The organism is Pseudomonas lopnurensis, assembly GCF_015070855.1.
GTDB classification, from domain to species: domain Bacteria; phylum Pseudomonadota; class Gammaproteobacteria; order Pseudomonadales; family Pseudomonadaceae; genus Stutzerimonas; species Stutzerimonas lopnurensis.
Map to the genome: position 1 here is coordinate 81,288 of NZ_JADDIX010000008.1, position 17,183 is coordinate 98,470.

Annotated in this window: 17 protein-coding genes; 9 read left to right on the forward strand and 8 right to left on the reverse strand. The window is 66.0% G+C overall.

Annotation, left to right across the window (positions count from 1 at the left end):
* Positions 1-182: 182 nt before the first annotated feature.
* The 7 genes from glpE to IN820_RS01655 all read right to left on the reverse strand — a co-directional run bounded on the left by glpE (position 183) and on the right by IN820_RS01655 (position 7,938).
* Positions 183-512: a thiosulfate sulfurtransferase GlpE gene (gene glpE / locus IN820_RS01625; protein ID WP_193679303.1), complete on the reverse strand. Its 330-nt coding sequence runs from the start codon at positions 510-512 to the stop codon at positions 183-185.
* The gene (locus IN820_RS01630; protein WP_193679304.1) at positions 509-1,336 is read right to left on the reverse strand and encodes a symmetrical bis(5'-nucleosyl)-tetraphosphatase; all 828 of its coding nucleotides are present in this window, start codon (positions 1,334-1,336) and stop codon (positions 509-511) included. Before IN820_RS01630 ends, glpE begins: the two co-directional genes overlap by 4 nt.
* On the reverse strand, positions 1,333-1,716 hold the full coding sequence (apaG, locus tag IN820_RS01635; protein ID WP_193679305.1) for a Co2+/Mg2+ efflux protein ApaG: 384 nt from the start codon (positions 1,714-1,716) through the stop codon (positions 1,333-1,335). The genes IN820_RS01630 and apaG overlap by 4 nt, the downstream gene beginning before the upstream one ends.
* Before the next feature lie 40 nt (positions 1,717-1,756).
* Positions 1,757-2,545, reverse strand: coding sequence for a 16S rRNA (adenine(1518)-N(6)/adenine(1519)-N(6))-dimethyltransferase RsmA (gene rsmA, locus IN820_RS01640; RefSeq protein ID WP_193679306.1), 789 nt, complete (start codon positions 2,543-2,545; stop codon positions 1,757-1,759).
* Between the two features lie 123 nt (positions 2,546-2,668).
* Positions 2,669-3,682, reverse strand: coding sequence for a 4-hydroxythreonine-4-phosphate dehydrogenase PdxA (gene pdxA / locus IN820_RS01645; protein WP_193679307.1), 1,014 nt, complete (start codon positions 3,680-3,682; stop codon positions 2,669-2,671).
* 181 nt (positions 3,683-3,863) lie between these two features.
* Positions 3,864-5,171 carry a peptidylprolyl isomerase gene (locus tag IN820_RS01650; RefSeq protein ID WP_193679308.1) on the reverse strand — a complete coding sequence of 436 codons (1,308 nt, stop codon included), beginning with the start codon at positions 5,169-5,171 and terminating at the stop codon, positions 3,864-3,866.
* On the reverse strand, positions 5,152-7,938 hold the full coding sequence (locus IN820_RS01655) for an LPS-assembly protein LptD (RefSeq protein WP_193679309.1): 2,787 nt from the start codon (positions 7,936-7,938) through the stop codon (positions 5,152-5,154). The genes IN820_RS01650 and IN820_RS01655 overlap by 20 nt, the downstream gene beginning before the upstream one ends.
* 128 nt (positions 7,939-8,066) lie before the next feature.
* Between IN820_RS01655 and IN820_RS01660 the strand changes: the two genes are divergently transcribed.
* The 3 genes from IN820_RS01660 to IN820_RS01670 are packed head-to-tail and all read left to right on the forward strand — an operon-like array spanning position 8,067 to position 10,519.
* Positions 8,067-9,086, forward strand: coding sequence for an aminoglycoside phosphotransferase family protein (locus tag IN820_RS01660; RefSeq protein ID WP_193679310.1), 1,020 nt, complete (start codon positions 8,067-8,069; stop codon positions 9,084-9,086).
* Positions 9,083-9,751, forward strand: coding sequence for an N-acetylmuramate alpha-1-phosphate uridylyltransferase MurU (murU, locus tag IN820_RS01665; protein ID WP_193679311.1), 669 nt, complete (start codon positions 9,083-9,085; stop codon positions 9,749-9,751). The genes IN820_RS01660 and murU overlap by 4 nt, the downstream gene beginning before the upstream one ends.
* Positions 9,752-10,519, forward strand: coding sequence for a DnaJ domain-containing protein (locus tag IN820_RS01670; protein WP_193679312.1), 768 nt, complete (start codon positions 9,752-9,754; stop codon positions 10,517-10,519).
* A gap of 7 nt (positions 10,520-10,526) precedes the next feature.
* On the opposite strand, the gene IN820_RS01675 is transcribed toward IN820_RS01670, so the two are convergent.
* Positions 10,527-11,540 carry an alpha/beta hydrolase family protein gene (locus tag IN820_RS01675; protein ID WP_193679313.1) on the reverse strand — a complete coding sequence of 338 codons (1,014 nt, stop codon included), beginning with the start codon at positions 11,538-11,540 and terminating at the stop codon, positions 10,527-10,529.
* Between the two features lie 124 nt (positions 11,541-11,664).
* Here IN820_RS01675 and rpe point away from each other — a divergent pair, with 124 nt between their 5' ends.
* From rpe to trpC, 6 genes are all read left to right on the forward strand, one after another.
* Positions 11,665-12,339: a ribulose-phosphate 3-epimerase gene (gene rpe / locus IN820_RS01680; protein ID WP_193679314.1), complete on the forward strand. Its 675-nt coding sequence runs from the start codon at positions 11,665-11,667 to the stop codon at positions 12,337-12,339.
* Complete coding sequence (locus IN820_RS01685) at positions 12,336-13,037, forward strand: phosphoglycolate phosphatase (protein WP_408005179.1); 702 nt, start codon at positions 12,336-12,338, stop codon at positions 13,035-13,037. Before rpe ends, IN820_RS01685 begins: the two co-directional genes overlap by 4 nt.
* A 178-nt stretch (positions 13,038-13,215) precedes the next feature.
* Positions 13,216-14,700 (forward strand): anthranilate synthase component I, encoded by a 1,485-nt coding sequence (gene trpE, locus IN820_RS01690; protein WP_193679315.1) that lies wholly within the window; start codon positions 13,216-13,218, stop codon positions 14,698-14,700.
* A 2-nt stretch (positions 14,701-14,702) separates the two neighbouring features.
* On the forward strand, positions 14,703-15,296 hold the full coding sequence (locus IN820_RS01695) for an aminodeoxychorismate/anthranilate synthase component II (RefSeq protein ID WP_193679316.1): 594 nt from the start codon (positions 14,703-14,705) through the stop codon (positions 15,294-15,296).
* Positions 15,296-16,342 carry an anthranilate phosphoribosyltransferase gene (gene trpD, locus IN820_RS01700; protein WP_193679317.1) on the forward strand — a complete coding sequence of 349 codons (1,047 nt, stop codon included), beginning with the start codon at positions 15,296-15,298 and terminating at the stop codon, positions 16,340-16,342. Before IN820_RS01695 ends, trpD begins: the two co-directional genes overlap by 1 nt.
* Positions 16,339-17,175, forward strand: coding sequence for an indole-3-glycerol phosphate synthase TrpC (gene trpC / locus IN820_RS01705; protein WP_193679318.1), 837 nt, complete (start codon positions 16,339-16,341; stop codon positions 17,173-17,175). Before trpD ends, trpC begins: the two co-directional genes overlap by 4 nt.
* Positions 17,176-17,183: the final 8 nt, after the last annotated feature.

Consider the following 17,183-nt stretch of genomic DNA (forward strand, 5'->3'; position numbering starts at 1 on the left):
CCTAATGGTCGAAACCCTGAATTCCGGTAGCCGTTTCCCGGCTTACATGCATTGGATGGCCTTAACTCAAGGATAGTTCGGATTCGGCGAGATCAAGGGGAGGGAAGGCATTTAGGACCTGCCGTTCGGCTGACGACGGCCTTCAGGCCGCGGCTGGCGCGGCACCGGGGGGAAATATTTTTTTACGCTTGTTCGTCGTGCTCGACGTGTGCGGGGTAGGTGTGGCGCCAGAGTTCGAAACCGCCGTCGAGACTGTAGACGTCGGAGAAACCCTGGTTGACCAGATAGGCCGCGGCGCTCTGGCTCGAGTGACCGTGGTAGCAGGTCACGATCAGCGGCTGATCGAGATCGGCGGCGGCGATGAAATCCGGCAGCGAATGATTGTCCAGGTGTACGGAGCCGACGATATGCCCGCTGGCATAGCTCTGTGGATCGCGAATGTCGACGATCACCGCGCCGGTGTCGCGCATGGCCTGGGCTTGCTCGGGAGCGATGCGTTTGAAGTCGGTCATACTGGTTTCCCATGGTCGCAGTGACAGCGGTGCAGCTCGCCGCTGTCGAGGTTCATCAGTGTCATCGCATTGCCCCAGACGCAGCCGGTATCCAGCGCGAAGACGTTCGGCTCGTCGCAGCGGCCCTCGAGGGCGGCCCAATGGCCGAAGATCAGCTTGACGTTACGGGTCTTGCGGCTCGGATGGCTGAACCAGGGCGCGTAACCGGCGGGTGCGCTGTCCACGCCCTCCTTGGCTTCCAGGTCGAGGGTGCCGTCGGCCTTGCAGAAACGCATGCGGGTGAAATAGTTGGTGATCAGGCGCAGGCGTGGCACGCCATGCAGTTCCTTGTTCCACTTGGCTGGCTGATTGCCGTACATGCCATCGAGAAATGGCATCAGCAGGGCATCGTCCTGCAGGGCCTGTTCGACCTCGGCAGCCCGCCGGAGCGCCTTTTCCAGCGTCCACTGTGGCGGGATGCCGGCATGCACCAGCGCGGTGTGACGCTCGGCATCGTAATGGATGAGCTTCTGCCGGCGCAGCCAGTCGATCAGGTCGCCGCGGTCGGGCGCGGCGAGGATCGGCTTGAGGGTGTCGGATTTGCGCATGCGCTCGATGTCGTGCGCCACGGCCAGCAGGTGCAGGTCGTGGTTGCCGAGCACGGTGATGGCGGACGCTTCGAGGTCGCGGACGTAGCGCAGCGCCTCCAGCGATTGCGGGCCGCGGTTGACCAGATCGCCGGCCAGCCACAGGCAATCGCGCGACGGGCTGAAATCGACTCGCTGCAGCAGGCATTTCAGCGGTTCGAGGCAACCCTGCAGGTCACCGACAGCATAGGTGGTCAATGCAATGCTCCGGGTACGGCCAGGCGGAACGGTGCAATGATGGCGTCGAAGCGGTGTCCGTCCTCCGCCAGCATCTGATAGCTGCCCTGCATGCTGCCGACACAGGTCGGCAACAGTGTTCCGCTGGTGTAGACATGGTGTTCGCCAGGTGCGATCAGCGGTTGTTCGCCGATGACGCCGTCGCCGCGCACCTCCTGCACCTGGCCATCGCCATCGGTGATGATCCAGTGCCGCGAGAGCAACTGCGCCGCGATCTCGCCATTGTTCGCGATGGTTACCGTGTAGGCAAAGGCGTAGCGATTTTGTTCCGGCTCCGACTGCGCGGTCAGATAGCGCGGAGTGACGCTGACATCGATGCGATAGCGTTGTTCTTCGGACATGGGCACGGACTCGCTGGGGCGGATGGTGAGGACTGTCGGCCTAGCTGCGCTCCACCAGTTGATCGGAAAGGCGGACGAAAGCCGCCAGGTCCAACTGCTCGGGGCGCAGGCTGCCGTCCACTTCGGCGGCCTCGATGGCTTGCGCATCGAGCAGACCCTTGAGCGTATTGCGCAGGGTCTTGCGGCGCTGGTTGAAGGCTTCACGCACGACGCGCTCCAGTTGGCGGTGATCGCGTGCCGGATGCGGCGGGGTGTCGTGAGGCACCAGCCGGACGATGGCCGAGTCGACCTTGGGCGCCGGGTTGAAGGCGCCCGGGCCGACATTGAACAGATGCTCCACCCGGCAATGGTACTGCACCATGATCGACAACCGTCCCCAGTCACCGCCGCCCGGCTGCGCCGCAAGGCGTTCGACCACTTCCTTCTGCAGCATGAAGTGCATGTCGCGGATCAGCCCAGCGTGCTCGAGCAGGTGGAAGATCAACGGCGTGGAGATGTTGTAGGGCAGATTGCCGACGATGCGCAGGCTGGCCGGCTCCTCGCCGAGGCGGGCGAAATCGAACTTCAGCGCATCGCCCTGGTGCAGGGCGAAATTGGCGCGCTCGGCGAACTTGCTCTGCAGGATCGGGATCAGGTCGAGGTCCAGTTCCACCACGTCCAGATGCGCGCCGCTGTCCAGCAGCCCCTCGGTGAGGGCGCCCTGGCCGGGGCCGATCTCGACCAGGCGCTCGCCTTCCCTGGCATGGATGGCGCGCAGGATGCGATGGATCACGCCGGCATCGTGCAGGAAATTCTGGCCGAAGCGCTTGCGCGCACGGTGTTGATGCATAGGGGCAGCTCCAAGCGGCAAGCTTCAAGCTGCAAGCGAAAAGCAAGAGCGTAAAGCGAAAAGAGACAGGAGCGAAGCTTATCAGGTGAGCCCGGGGACGGCACACTTGTGGTGGCATCGCTTTTAGCTTGCGGCTTGAAGCTTGCGGCTTGCGGCTTGCGCCATCTGGTAAGCCGTTTCCAGCGCGACCTGCAGGCTGCCGGTGTCGATCCGGCCGCTGCCGGCGAGGTCCAGGGCGGTGCCGTGGTCGACCGAGGTGCGTACGATCGGCAGGCCGAGGGTGACATTGACCGCGGCGCCGAAGCCCTTGTACTTGAGCACCGGCAGGCCCTGGTCGTGGTACATCGCCAGGACCGCGTCGCAGTGTTCGAGGTGTTTCGGGGTGAATAGCGTATCGGCTGGCAACGGGCCGATCAGGTTCATGCCTTCGGTGCGCAACCGCTCGAGTGTCGGCGCGATGATCTCGATTTCCTCGCGCCCCAGATGACCGCTCTCGCCGGCATGCGGATTGAGCCCGCAGACCAGGATGCGCGGCTGTGCGATGCCGAACTTATCGACGAGATCGGCGTGCAGGATGCGCGTGACCCGCTCCAGACGTTCGCTAGTGATGGCGGCGGCGACGTCCTTGAGCGGCAGGTGCGTGGTGACCAGCGCCACGCGCAGGCCGCGGGTGGCGAGCATCATCACCACCTGCTCGGTATGGGTCAGCTCGGCGAGGAACTCGGTATGGCCGGAAAAGGGAATGCCGGCCTCGTTGATCACGCCCTTGTGCACCGGCGCGGTGATCATCCCGGCGAAGGCGCCGTCGAGGCAGCCACGGCCGGCGCGGGTCAGCGTTTCCAGTACATAGGGGGCGTTGCGCGGGTCCAGCCGACCCGCCGTCACCGGTGCCTGCAGCGGGGTGTCCCAGACGTACAGGCTGCCGGCGGGCGCCGGTTCGCTCGGCCAGGCGTCGGGCGTCGCCTGCAGCAGTCGGATATCCATGCCAAGCACGGCGGCCCGCTCGGCGAGCAGGTCGGCATTGGCGATGGCGATCAGGGTATGCGGTTGGGCCGTACGGGCGAGCAGCAGGCAGAGGTCGGGGCCGATGCCGGCCGGCTCGCCGGGGGTGAGAACGAAGGGGCGGGAAGCAATCATCGGCGTGCTCTCGGCATGGGGCGGCGGTTGCCCGCCTGAAATGAAAACGGGGTGGCGACCCTTCGGCCAACACCCCGCATCCTGGCTCGCAGCTTCGTAGGGTGGATCGCGCTTCATCGATCCACCGAGCGGAGTTGCGGTGGATGTAAAAAGCGACATCCACCCTACGCTTTTCTCCAGCTTAGAGCTTGATTTCCACGTAGGCTTCGTCGCGAATCTGGCGCAGCCAGGCCTGCAGTTCTTCGTCGTACTTGCGATTGCGCAGCAGGCTCAGGGCCTGTTGCTCGCGGAACTCCTCGCTGGCATCGGTGGCGCGACGGCCCAGAACCTCCAGGATGTGCCAGCCGTAGGGCGACCTGAAGACTTGAGACAGCTCGCCGCTCGTCGAGTTGGCCATGACTTCACGGAACTCGGGCACCAGCGAGGCGGGGTCGATCCAGTTCAGGTCGCCGCCGTTGAGGGCCGAGCCCGGATCCTCGGAAAAGCTCTTGGCCAGTTGGGCGAAGTCCTCGCCGGCGTCGATGCGGTCGCGCAGGCGCTGCACCAGCAGCCGCGCTTCGTCGTCGCTGCGGATCGCGCTGGGCTTGATCAGGATGTGGCGGACATGCACCTCGTCGCGGACCTGGGTCTCGCCGCCGCGCTTGTCCAGCAGCTTGAGCATGATGAAGCCCGGCGGCGTGCGCACCGGCTGGGTCACCTCGCCAACAGTCAGTTCGCGGACCTGGGTGTCGAAGGGCGGTGGCAATTGCGCCGCCTTGCGCCAGCCCATGTCGCCGCCTTCCAGGGCGTTCTCGCTGCCCGAGCGGGAGACCGCGAGGCGGGCGAAATCGGCGCCTTGCTGCAACTGCTGGTAGGTGTCCATGGCCAGGCGCTCGGCGTCCTGGATGGTGGCCGAGTCGGCGGCTTCCGGCACGGCGATGAGGATATTGGCCAGGTGGTACTCCTCGGAGAGTTGCAGCTTGCCGAGGTCGGAGGCGAGGAAGTTCTGCACCTCCTGGTTGGATACCTGGACGCGTTCGGCGATCCGGCGCTGGCGCACGCGGCTGATGATCATCTCGCGGCGGATCTGCTCGCGGGCGGTTTCCAGGCTCAGGCCGTCGCGGGTCAGGGCGTCGCGAAATTGCTCCAGGGTCATGTTGTTGCGCTGGGCGATGGTGCCCATCGCCTGGTTGAGCTCTTCGTCGGAAATGCGAATCCCCGAGCGTTCGCCGATCTGTAGCTGCAGGTTCTCGGTGATCAGGCGCTCCAGCACCTGCTGCTGCAGCACGTCCATCGGTGGCGCATCGGCGCCGCGCTTGTCGATGGTCTGCTGCACCTCGCGTATCCGCTGGTCCAACTGGCTCTGCATGATGACGTCGTTATCGACGATGGCCACCACGCGGTTCAGCGGCTGGACCTGGGCAAGGGCGGCGGGCGCGAGGGTCGCACCGCTCAGCAGCAGGGCGCCGAGCGCGAGCGGGCGCAGTACTTCAGAAAGCTTGATCTTCACGTTCACGGTAACCTTGGATGCCTTCGTCGAGGAAAGTTTCGGTCGCATTGCCGACTACGCCGCCGAGTCCCTTGAGGACGATCTGCAGGAAGATGCCTTGGTCCGGCTCATCGTTGCGGTCGGGGTTGAGACTGGTTTCGTCGTAGTCGATCCAGTAGCGGTTGATCAGGCGCAGCTTCCAGCAGCAGCTGTCGTACTCGAAGCCGCCGAAGGCTTCCAGGGTACGGCTGCGGCTGTAGTCATGCTGCCAGCGGGCGATGACGCTCCATTGCGGGACGATCGGCCAGATGACGGAGAAGTCGTGCTGGTCGATCTTGTAGTAGTCCTTGATGTATTCGGGCGATCCGGGCGTACCGTAGTCACCGCCATAGGTCCACTCACCGGTCGCCTGGTCGAAGCGCATGGTGTCGTTGCGATAGCGATAGCCGACGTTGACGATCTTGCCCGGGTTGTCGGCGGGCTGGTAGTGCCACATGGCGCTGCCGGAGCGGGTGCTGTGGGCGTCCGGGTCCCAGTTGAAGGTGGACGTGAAGCGCCAGTCGCGGTTGTAGCGGTACATGTACTCCAGGGCGTAGGGGGAAACCGACGAGGTTGCGTTGGAGCGGGTACGGTAGTCGATGCCCCGCAACTGGACCTTGCGGTCTTCGAAATAGAAGGCCTGACCGATGCTCAGACGTTGGCGCTCGAAGCCATTGGGCTCGACCCAGCGACTGGTCACGCCGAGGGACACCTGGTTGGCGTCGCCGATGCGGTCCTTGCCTGAGAAGCGATTTTCGCGCCACAGCGAGGAGTAGCTGAAACTGCTTTCGCCGGTATCGAAGATCGGGATGTCGTCCTGATCCTCTTCCGGTACGTAGAGATAGAACAGCCGGGGTTCGAGCGTCTGGTTGTAGTCCTTGCCGAACCATTGGGTGGCGCGGTCGAAATACAGGCCGCTGTCGACGCTGAAGATCGGCACGCTGCGATCTGGCGACCGCGTAAAGTCCGTGACACCGCCAAATGCCGGATCACGTCCGCGGGAATCGAGGTCGAGATCGTACTGGGTGTAGGCGTATTTGATCGATGGCTTGAGGAAGCCCCACGACCAGTTCAGCGGAAGGCTGACGCCAGGCTCGAGGTGCACACGCTCGCCTTCGGCACGGGTCAGGCCGCGCAGGCGATCGTCATACCAGCGATGCTCGGGCTGGCCGGTGTTTCCATCTTCATCGGTAAAGAAGCCACTGCGCAGGCTGCGCTGGAAGCTGACGAACTCGGTCTTGTAGGCGAAGTTCAGCCCGCCCGGCTGGAAGGGCAGGCGCCCGTCCAGGGTCAGTTGCGGCAGCCGCTCGTAGGGGGTGATGTCGGCGACGGTGGCGCGCTCGTAGGCGTGTACGTTCAGGCGGGCGGTGTAGCTGTCGCCGCGATAGGTCAGGGTGCCGCGCTGATCGAGATGGTCCGGCTGGTCGATGCCCAGGTTGGTGTCCAGATCCTGGAAATAGTAGGGGTCACTGATGTCGGTGTAGTCGACTTCGGCGAGCCAGCGCGAGTCCAGGCCGGTGCGATTCTGCCAGCTGTACATCCAGCGCTGGTCTTCGTATTCGGATTGCAGCTCGCGGTCGTCGTTGCTGTCGTCCAGGTAGGCCGCGCCGAACTGGCCTTCGCTGCTGCGGGTGAGGTAGCGGAACTCGCCTTCCATCAGCAGCCCGCGGTCGGTCATCAGGTGCGGGTACAGCGTGGCATCGAAATTCGGCGCCAGGTTGAAGTAGTAGGGCGTCTGCAGCGAGAGGCCGGTGTCGCTCGACGAGCCGATGCTCGGTGCGAGAAAGCCGGACTGGCGCCGGTCATCGATGGGGAAGTGGATATAGGGTGTGTAGAACACCGGAATATCCTTGACCCGCAGCGTGACGTTGGTGGCCGAACCGAAGCCGGTGGCGGGGTTCAGCGTGACGTTGTTGCCCTTCAGGTGCCAGCTGTTCTCGCCCGGCTCGCAACTGGTGTAGGTGCCGTCCTTGAGGCGGATGATCGCGGTTTCCTCGCGCTTGGCGTACTGCGCGCTGCCGCGGACCCTTCCGGAGTGCACCACGTACTCGGCGTTCTCGACCTTGGCTTCGCCGCTGTCGAGGAAGATTTCCGCGCGATCGCCGACCAGCAGCGCATCGCGGTCGCGCAAGCGCACGTTGCCGGTCAGTTCGCCGCGATTCTCCAGCTGGTGCAGGCTACCTTCGTCGGCCTCGACCTGGATGCTGCCCTGGCGCAGAACCACATCCCCGGCCAGGGTGGCGATCTCCTGTTCCTGCTCGTAGCGCGTGGCCTTGGCCGAGACGTAGGTCGGCGCTTCGCTCATCGGGGTGTCGTCGAATTTGCCGGGACGGTCCGGTTCGACATAGGTGCCGGAACAATAGGGGCCGGTTTCGGCGAGCTGGGCTGAGGTCAGTTGATCGCGCGGGACCCAGTCGAGGTGGCTGTAGTCGGCACTGCGCGAGGCCAGGGCGCGGCCCTTGCTCTCGGTGACCAGCCTGGTGCTGGCGGACGGCGCGTCGGCCTTGGTCGTCGTCGCCGGCCGGGCTGCGCCCGACGTGCTGACGGCGCTGCCGCTGTGCGCCGGGCGCGGCGGCAGATCGGGACTGGCGGCATTGGCTGCGCAATTCCAGCTGCCCGACGCGTCGGGCTGGCAAGCGAACTGTTCGGCTGCCACGACAAAAGGTACAGCTACCGGTTGCAATGCAAGCAAACCGCCAGTAACCAGTAGGGGGAATTTTCTACGAAACGCGGGGTATTTGACTGCCATCTTGTTTTTTGGTCCGTGCTTGCGGCGAGCCATCGGCCGGCTGGGCCGCACGCCTCTCGATGGGCTGAGAAAGATGCAGGATAATAAAGCATGACCCGCCTATCGGCTAGCGCCATGGAGACCCCTGGATGCCGCATCAAGATCAACGCCTGCTGGACGTCAGCGCCTGGCTGGAGCAACGACTGCCCGAGCTTTTCGCCCGCTGCGGCTGGGGCGAAGTGCCGGCCGCGCAACTGACCGCCGCGAGCAGCGACGCCAGTTTTCGCCGCTATTTCCGCTGGCAGGGCGGGACGCGCAGCCTGATCGTCATGGATGCGCCGCCGCCCCAGGAAGACTGTCGGCCCTTCGTCAAGGTCGCGCAGATGCTGGGTGCCGCCGGAGTGCACGTGCCGCAGGTGCTGGCCGCCGATCTCGAGCGCGGCTTCCTGTTGCTGACCGATCTGGGCCGCCAGACGTACCTCGATGTGATCGACCGGGACAACGCCGAGCGGCTGTTCGGCGATGCCATCGATGCGCTGCTGAAATTCCAGACGCATCCGGTCACGCAGGCCATGCCTGTCTATGACGAGGCCCTGTTGCGTCGCGAACTGCAATTGTTTCCCGAATGGTACGTGCAGCGTCATCTGGGCTGCGAATTCAGCGAGGCGCAGCAGGCGGCCTGGGCGCGGATCTGCCGGCTGCTGATCGATTCGGCGCTGGCGCAGCCGCAGGTGCTGGTGCATCGCGACTACATGCCGCGCAATCTGATGCTCAGTGAGCCCAATCCCGGCGTGCTGGATTTCCAGGATGCGGTGCTCGGTCCGGTTACCTACGACATCACTTCACTGTTCAAGGATGCCTTCCTCAGTTGGCCCGAAGAGCAGGTGCGGGGCTGGCTGGAGGGCTACTGGCACAAGGCGCGCGCGGCGGGCGTGGCGCTGCCCGGCTCGCTCGACGAATTCCTGCGTGCCAGCGACCTGATGGGCGTGCAGCGCCACCTGAAGGTGATCGGCATCTTCGCGCGGATCTGTCACCGCGACGGCAAGCCGCGCTATCTGGCCGACGTGCCGCGGTTCTTCGACTACATCCGGGCGGTGCTGGCGCGGCGGCCGGAACTGGCCGAACTGCAGCGCCTGCTGGACGAGCTGGCGCAGGAGGTGCGGCCATGAAGGCGATGATCCTCGCCGCGGGCAAGGGTGAACGCTTGCGCCCCTTGACCCTGCATACGCCCAAGCCGCTGGTGCGCGCCGGTGGTGTGCCGCTGATCGAGTATCACGTTCGCGGCCTGGCCGCGGCGGGGTACAAGGACGTGGTGATCAATCACGCCTGGCTCGGGCAACAGATCGAGGATTACCTCGGCGACGGCGCGCGCTTCGGTGTGCGGATTCGCTATTCGGCGGAGGGCGAGCCGCTGGAGACCGGCGGCGGTATTCAGCGCGCGCTGGGGTTGCTCGGCGGCGAGCCCTTCATGGTGGTGAACGGCGACATCTGGACCGATTACGACTTCGCGCGGCTGCGTCGTCCGCTGGCGGGATTGGCGCACCTGGTACTGGTCGACAATCCGCAGCACAACCCGGGCGGTGATTTTCATCTCGTGGGCGGCGCCGTCACGCAGCTTGGCCAGGCCGGCGGGCTGACCTATAGCGGCATGGCGGTATTGCATCCCGGCCTGTTCGAAGGCTGCCAGGCTGGCGCCTTCAAGCTGGCGCCGCTGCTGCGTCGGGCGATGGCGACGGGGGAGGTGAGCGGCGAGCGCTACGCGGGCACCTGGGTGGACGTCGGCACCCATGAGCGCCTGGCCGAGGTCGAGCGGATTCTGGAGGCGCGACGCTGAATGTTCTGGCCCATCACGTTGCTGGGTGTCTTGATCGGCTGGCTTCTGGCGAGCATCCCCGGCGCCTTGCTCGGCGGGCTGCTGGGGCAGGTGCTGGATCGCCGGCTGGGGCTCGATACCTGGGCCAGCCTGCGCGAACGTCTGGCGGGCAAGCCTGCGCTGCAGGGCAACGAGCTGCTGTTCTTGCTGCTGGGGCGGCTGGCCAAGAGCAGTGGTCGGGTCAGCCCGGCGCACATCCAGGTCGCGCGCGTCGAGATGCATCGGCAGCGGCTCGACGGGCCGGCGCAGCGCGCCGCCATCGAGGCGTTCAATCGCGGCAAGGTCAGCGGCGACGGGCTGCGTGTACCACTGCAGCGCCTGCGCGGGCGCCGTGATGAAAGCCGGCGAATCCTCCAGGCCTGCTGGAGCATGGTGCGCGCCGAAGGCCGCATGGGCTCCCGCGAGCATGAGCTGGTATTGCTCTGGGGTAAATGGATGGGCTGGGATGCGGCGGCGGTGGCCGCGCTCGACCAGGGCGCGACTCGCCGCCACGAGCCCCCTGCCGGCCGCGGCGGTGCCTACGAACAGGCGCTGAGTCTGCTGGGGGTACGCCAGGACACCGATCCGCAACTGATCAAGCGCGCCTATCGGCGCTTGCTCAGCAAGCACCATCCCGACAAGCAGGCCGGCGCCGGGGCGAGCGCGGCCCAGGTGCGCGAGGCCACTGAACGCACCCGCGAACTGCACAGCGCCTATGCGCTGATCCGTGAACGGCGCGGTTTTCGCTGAGCGTCGCTCAGGGCTGCAGCTGCCTCGCCAGCCAGCCGCGGATGCGGCGATAGAGCAGCTCCTGTTCACTGGCGCGATCCGCCGGCAGCGCCTGCAGGGCGACCTGGCGATAGTCCGGGTGGCGTAGCCGGCGGCTCGTGTTGAGCCGCTCGCGTGCCGCCGCGCGTGCCGGGCCGCGATCCTCGAAATAGAAGTCGCCGGTGGCCAGCCGGAGTTCGCCGAGCAGTTGTTCCAGCGAGGGTTCCTGGTTCGCTGGCGCTCGCACCTGCACCATCAGCAGCTGCCTGATATCCGCCGGGGCCCGTTCTTGAAGGTAGCGGGCCGCCCAGTAGGCGCCGGTGCCGTGCCCCAGCAGGACGATGGTCGCGGCTTGCTGCTGGCGGGCGAAGGCCAGCGCACTGTCTATACGTGCGCTGATCCGCTCGGCTTGGCCGGGGGGCGGTTCTGTCGGTTCGGGCTCGACGGCCGGCTCCGGCTCTTCATCGAGCGGGTCGGCTGTCTCGGCAGGTAGATAGCCTGCTTCGCTTGGCGGGCTGTCCGGGAGGTTTCCCGCTGCTTGAGGCGCGTCGGCTTCGGTGTCCGCGGGAGGCGCGGTTTCGGGCGCCGCTTCGGCAGCGGTCGCTCGGCCGGGCAGAGGCTCGTCGGCGTCCGGCATGCTCAGGCTGAGCGTGTGCCAGCCGGCATCCGGCAAGCGCTTGCGCAGCGGGCCGATGACGAGCGGCCAATCGGCGTTTTCACCGTTGCCGGGCAGCAGGATCACCAGGCCCTTGGGCTGGCCGTCGTTGGCGGGAAGGTGGAGCGCGACGAAACGCTCGTCGCCGGCCTGCAGCGGCACCGCCTGCTGCGGCAGCCTGCGCGCCAGCTCCTGGGCTTCCAGGGCGCTGCGCTCGGCCAGCGCCGGGCGCACGGCAACGGGGGCGTCGGGTGCTGTATCGGGGGCGCTCTGCGTGCCGGTTTCTTCGGCCCAGGCACCGAGCGGCACGAGCAGTGCCAGCGTGCCAACCAGTATCTTCAACGACATCGACAGACTCCTTGGCAGATCGCCAGCCTAGCTGCCGCCGCGGCATCTGGCCAGACGTCACCCCGCCGCGGGCCGGGCTCGGTTACACTAGCCGGCTCGTGTTTTACGTCGCCAGAGGTGCGCCATGCAGCCGTTCGCCATCGCCCCGTCCATCCTCTCCGCCGACTTCGCCCGGCTGGGCGAGGAGGTCGACAAGGTCCTCGCCGCCGGCGCGGATATCGTCCACTTCGACGTGATGGACAATCACTACGTGCCCAATCTGACCATCGGCCCGATGGTCTGCGCGGCGCTGCGCAAGTACGGCATCGGCGCGCCGATCGACGTGCACCTGATGGTCAAGCCGGTGGATCGCATCATCGGTGATTTCCTCGACGCCGGCGCCAGCTACATCACCTTCCATCCCGAGGCCTCCGAGCACATCGACCGCTCGCTGCAGCTGATCCGCGACGGTGGCGCCAAGGCCGGCCTGGTGTTCAACCCGGCGACGCCGCTGGACGTACTGAAATACGTCATGGACAAGGTCGATATGGTGCTGCTGATGAGTGTCAACCCGGGCTTCGGCGGGCAGAAATTCATTCCCGGTACCCTCGACAAGCTGCGCGAGGCGCGCGCGCTGATCGATGCCAGTGGTCGCGACATCCGCCTGGAGATCGATGGCGGCGTGAATGCCAGGAACATCGGCGAGATCGCCGCGGCCGGTGCCGACACCTTCGTCGCCGGCTCGGCGATCTTCGGCCAGCCCGACTACAAGGCGGTGATCGACGCCATGCGCAGCGAGCTGGCCCGGGTTCGCTCATGACGGCGCTGGAACGGCTTTTCGAAGGCGCCTTGCCGCGCCTGGTGATGTTCGATCTGGACGGCACGCTGATGGATTCCGTGCCGGACCTGGCCGCTGCCGTGGACGCCACGCTGCTGCAACTGGGCCGCGCGCCGGCCGGGATCGAGCGGGTGCGCGACTGGGTCGGCAACGGCTCGCGGATACTGGTGCGCCGCGCCCTGGCCGGGCAGTACGAGCATGCCGGCATCGACGAGGACGAGGCCGAGGTGGCGCTGGCGCTGTTCATGCAGGCCTATGCCGGTGGCCATGCCCTCACCCGAGTCTACCCGGGCGTGCGCGAATGCCTGGACTGGCTCGCCGCGCGCAAGATCGGCCTGGCGGTGATCACCAACAAGCCGTCGCAGTTCGTCGCACCGCTGCTCGAGGAAAAGGGGCTGGGCGGTTATTTCGGCTGGCTGGTCGGTGGCGACACGCTGCCTCGGCAGAAACCCGATCCGGCGGCGTTGTTCTGGGTGATGGACAAGGCCGGCGGCACCGCGAGCGAGTCGCTGTTCATCGGCGACTCGCGCAACGACGTGCAGGCCGCGCGGGCGGCCGGGGTGCGCTGCGTCGCAGTCAGCTATGGCTACAACCATGGCCGGCCGATTGCCGAGGAGCAGCCGGATCTGGTGCTGGACGACCTGCGTCTGCTGGTTGCTTCGGATTCGGGGCTGCGCTAGTGTGGCCGGACTCTTTTTGCCCCGCCGAAGAGATCAGCTCGTGGTGATTACCCGCAAACAATGGATGAAGGTCATCAAGGCCCTGGCCCGCTGGCGCTGGCGCGCCTGACGTTCCCCTGCCGGCTGTGCCGGTACGTTTGCCGTTTTGTTCGTAACCTCCTCAGACCACGAGGCTGACATGACCCGCGAAGAATTCCTGCGTCTGGCCGCAGATGGCCACAACCGTATCCCGCTGTCGTTCGAAACGCTGGCCGACTTCGATACGCCGCTGTCGCTCTACCTGAAGCTGGCCGATGCGCCCAATACCTATCTACTGGAATCCGTGCAGGGCGGCGAGAAATGGGGGCGCTACTCGATCATCGGCTTGCCGTGCCGCACCGTGCTGCGAGCGCATGACCACGTGGTGCGCGTCACGGTCGATGGCGTCGAGACGGAATGCTGCGAGACCGATGATCCATTGGCCTTCGTCGAAGCCTTCAAGCAGCGCTACCGCGTCGCGCCGGTGGCCGGGCTGCCGCGCTTCAACGGCGGGCTGGTGGGCTATTTCGGCTACGACAGTGTCCGCTACGTCGAGCGCAAGCTGGCCCACTGTCCGAATCCCGATCCGCTGGGCACGCCGGACATCCTGCTGATGGTGTCCGATGCGCTGGTGGTATTCGACAACCTGGCTGGCAAGTTGCACTGCATCGTGCTGGTCGATCCGGCCGCGGAGAATGCCTACGACGAGGGCCAGGCCTATCTGCGCCAGCTGCGCCAGCGCTTGCGGCAAGCGATCGCACCGCGCCTGGGCCTGGATTTCGAAGCCGGTCCGGGGGCCGAGCCGGCCTTCCGCTCCAGTTTCAGCCACGCGGATTTCGAGCAGGCGGTGCGGCGCATCAAGGACTACATCCTCGCCGGCGACTGCATGCAGGTGGTCATCTCGCAGCGCATGTCGATCCCGTTCCGCGCGGCGCCCATCGATCTCTACCGTGCGTTGCGCTGCTTCAACCCGACGCCCTACATGTACTTCTTCAATTTCGGCGATTTCCACGTGGTGGGTTCGTCGCCGGAAGTATTGGTGCGGGTCGAGGAGGGCCTGGTCACGGTGCGACCGATCGCCGGCACGCGCCCGCGCGGCGCCAGCGAGGAGGCCGATCTGGCGCTGGAGCAGGATCTGCTGTCGGACACCAAGGAGCTGGCCGAGCACCTGATGCTGATCGACCTGGGCCGCAACGACGTCGGCCGCGTGGCCGAGACCGGATCGGTGAAGGTCACCGAGAAGATGGTCATCGAGCGTTATTCCAACGTCATGCACATCGTCTCCAACGTCACCGGCCAACTGAAGGCGCCGCTGTCGGCCATGGATGCGCTGCGTGCGATCCTGCCGGCCGGCACGCTCTCCGGCGCGCCGAAGATCCGCGCCATGGAAATCATCGACGAGCTGGAGCCGGTCAAGCGCGGCGTCTATGGCGGCGCCGTGGGCTATCTCGCCTGGAACGGCAACATGGACACGGCCATCGCCATCCGTACCGCGGTAATCAAGGACGGCGAGCTGCACGTGCAGGCCGGTGCCGGCATCGTCGCCGATTCGCAGCCGGCGCTCGAGTGGGAAGAAACGCTGAACAAACGCCGCGCCATGTTCCGCGCGGTGGCCCTCGCCGAGCGCGACGAGCAGGAGGTCTGATCATGCTGCTGATGCTGGATAACTACGATTCCTTCACCTACAACGTCGTGCAGTATCTCGGCGAACTGGGTGCCGAGGTGAAGGTGGTGCGCAACGACGAGCTGAGCGTGGCCGAGATCGAGGCGCTGAACCCCGAGCGCATCGTCGTCTCGCCCGGTCCCTGCACGCCGAACGAGGCGGGCGTTTCGCTGGACCTGATCCGCCATTTCGCCGGCAAGCTGCCGATTCTCGGTGTCTGTCTGGGCCACCAGAGCATCGGCCAGGCCTTCGGCGGCGACGTGGTGCGCGCGCGTCAGGCGATGCACGGCAAGACCAGTCCGGTGTTCCACCACGATCAGGGCGTGTTCGCCGGCCTGAACAATCCACTCACCGTCACCCGCTACCACTCGCTGGTGGTCAAGCGCGAAACGCTGCCCGACTGCCTGGAGATCACCGCCTGGACCCGCCTGGACGACGGCTCGGTCGACGAGATCATGGGGCTGCGGCACCGGACGCTGAATGTCGAGGGCGTACAGTTCCATCCCGAATCGATCCTGACCGAACAGGGCCACGAGCTGTTCGCCAATTTTCTGAAGCAGACCGGAGGCGTGCGCTGATGGACATCAAGGAAGCCCTCAATCGCATCGTCGGCCAACTGGACCTGACGACCGAGGAAATGCAGGCGGTCATGCGTCAGATCATGACCGGGCAGTGTACCGACGCACAGGTTGGCGCCTTCCTCATGGGCATGCGCATGAAGAGCGAAACCATCGACGAGATCGTCGGCGCCGTGCAGGTGATGCGCGAGCTGGCCGAGCCGGTACTGTTCGAGACCGACAAGCTGGTCGATACCTGTGGCACCGGCGGCGATGGAATGAACATTTTCAACGTCTCCACCGCCGCGTCGTTCGTGGTCGCGGCGGCTGGCGGCAAGGTGGCCAAGCACGGCAACCGGGCGGTTTCCGGCAAGAGCGGCAGCGCCGACCTGCTCGAGGCGGCCGGCGTGCATCTCGACCTGACGCCGGCGCAGGTGGCGCGCAGCGTCGATACCGTCGGGGTCGGCTTCATGTTCGCGCCGGCCCATCATGGCGCGATGAAGTTCGCCGCCGGGCCGCGGCGCGAGCTGGGCCTGCGTACCCTGTTCAATATCCTCGGGCCGATGGCCAATCCGGCCGGGGTCAGGCACCAGGTGCTCGGCGTGTTCAGCAAGGCGCTGTGCCGGCCGATGGCCGAGGTGCTGGCGCGGCTGGGCAGCAAGCATGTGCTGGTGGTGCACGCGCAGGACGGGCTGGACGAGATCAGCCTGGCCGCACCGACGTTCGTGGCCGAGCTGAAGGACGGCGAAATCCGCGAATACAGCATCCAGCCGGAGGACTTCGGCATCAAGAGCCAGAGCCTGATCGGGCTCAACGTGGACGATGCCCAGGGTTCGCTGACACTGATCCGCGATGCGCTGGGTCGCCGGCAGACCGAAAATGGCCAGAAGGCCGCCGAAATGATCGTACTCAACGCCGGCGCCGCGTTGTATGCCGCCGACGTGGCGGCGAGCCTGAAGCAAGGAATCGAAATGGCGCATGATGCCCTGTGCACCGGCCTCGCCCGGGACAAGCTGGAAGAACTGGTTTCCTTCACCGCCGTGTTCCGCCAGGAGAATCAGCAATGAGCGTGCCGACCGTGCTGGAGAAGATCATCGCACGCAAGTTCGAGGAGGTTGCCGAGCGACGCAGCCGCGTCGGGCTGGCGGAACTGGAGCAGCGTGCGGCCGTCGCCGACCCGCTGCGCGGCTTCGCCAGGGCGCTCGAGCAGCGTGTGCGCAACAAGGAAGCGGCAGTGATCGCCGAGGTGAAGAAGGCTTCGCCGAGCAAGGGCGTGATCCGCGATCCCTTCCATCCGGCCGAGATCGCTGCCAGCTACGAGGCCGGCGGTGCCGCCTGTCTGTCGGTGCTGACCGATATCGATTTCTTCCAGGGCGCCGACGCCTACCTGCAGCAGGCCCGTGCGGCCTGCTCGTTGCCGGTGATCCGCAAGGATTTCATGGTCGATCCCTACCAGGTGGTCGAGGCGCGGGCGCTGGGCGCCGACTGCATCCTGCTGATCGTCGCCGCGCTGGACGATGCGCGCATGCACGAGCTGGCCGCGGTGGCCAAGGAACAAGGGCTGGACGTGCTGGTCGAGGTTCATGACGGTGACGAGCTGGAGCGGGCGCTGCGCCTGGAAACGCCGCTGGTGGGCATCAACAATCGCAACCTGCACACCTTCGAGGTCAGCCTGGAAACCACGCTGGACCTGCTGCCACGGATTCCCCGGGACCGCCTGGTGGTGACCGAGAGTGGCATACTCAATCGCGCGGACGTCGAGCTGATGGAAATCAACCAGGTCTATGCGTTTCTGGTGGGTGAGGCCTTCATGCGTGCCGAGCAGCCGGGCATGGAATTGCAGCGCCTGTTCTTTCCCGAGCGCGGGCGCAACCGTGCCGTGCTCGCCGACCCGGAATGACCAGCCGG

Bases quoted from the DNA above. Each gene is read 5' to 3' on its own strand.
- glpE (WP_193679303.1), bottom strand. From the start codon at position 512: ATGACCGACTTCAAACGCATCGCTCCCGAGCAAGCCCAGGCCATGCGC.
- apaG (WP_193679305.1), bottom strand. From the start codon at position 1,716: ATGTCCGAAGAACAACGCTATCGCATCGATGTCAGCGTCACTCCGCGC.
- rsmA (WP_193679306.1), bottom strand. From the start codon at position 2,545: ATGCATCAACACCGTGCGCGCAAGCGCTTCGGCCAGAATTTCCTGCAC.
- pdxA (WP_193679307.1), bottom strand. From the start codon at position 3,682: ATGATTGCTTCCCGCCCCTTCGTTCTCACCCCCGGCGAGCCGGCCGGC.
- IN820_RS01655 (WP_193679309.1), bottom strand. From the start codon at position 7,938: ATGGCAGTCAAATACCCCGCGTTTCGTAGAAAATTCCCCCTACTGGTT.
- IN820_RS01660 (WP_193679310.1), top strand. From the start codon at position 8,067: ATGCCGCATCAAGATCAACGCCTGCTGGACGTCAGCGCCTGGCTGGAG.
- murU (WP_193679311.1), top strand. From the start codon at position 9,083: ATGAAGGCGATGATCCTCGCCGCGGGCAAGGGTGAACGCTTGCGCCCC.
- IN820_RS01670 (WP_193679312.1), top strand. From the start codon at position 9,752: ATGTTCTGGCCCATCACGTTGCTGGGTGTCTTGATCGGCTGGCTTCTG.
- IN820_RS01675 (WP_193679313.1), bottom strand. From the start codon at position 11,540: ATGTCGTTGAAGATACTGGTTGGCACGCTGGCACTGCTCGTGCCGCTC.
- rpe (WP_193679314.1), top strand. From the start codon at position 11,665: ATGCAGCCGTTCGCCATCGCCCCGTCCATCCTCTCCGCCGACTTCGCC.
- IN820_RS01685 (WP_408005179.1), top strand. From the start codon at position 12,336: ATGACGGCGCTGGAACGGCTTTTCGAAGGCGCCTTGCCGCGCCTGGTG.
- trpE (WP_193679315.1), top strand. From the start codon at position 13,216: ATGACCCGCGAAGAATTCCTGCGTCTGGCCGCAGATGGCCACAACCGT.
- IN820_RS01695 (WP_193679316.1), top strand. From the start codon at position 14,703: ATGCTGCTGATGCTGGATAACTACGATTCCTTCACCTACAACGTCGTG.
- trpD (WP_193679317.1), top strand. From the start codon at position 15,296: ATGGACATCAAGGAAGCCCTCAATCGCATCGTCGGCCAACTGGACCTG.
- trpC (WP_193679318.1), top strand. From the start codon at position 16,339: ATGAGCGTGCCGACCGTGCTGGAGAAGATCATCGCACGCAAGTTCGAG.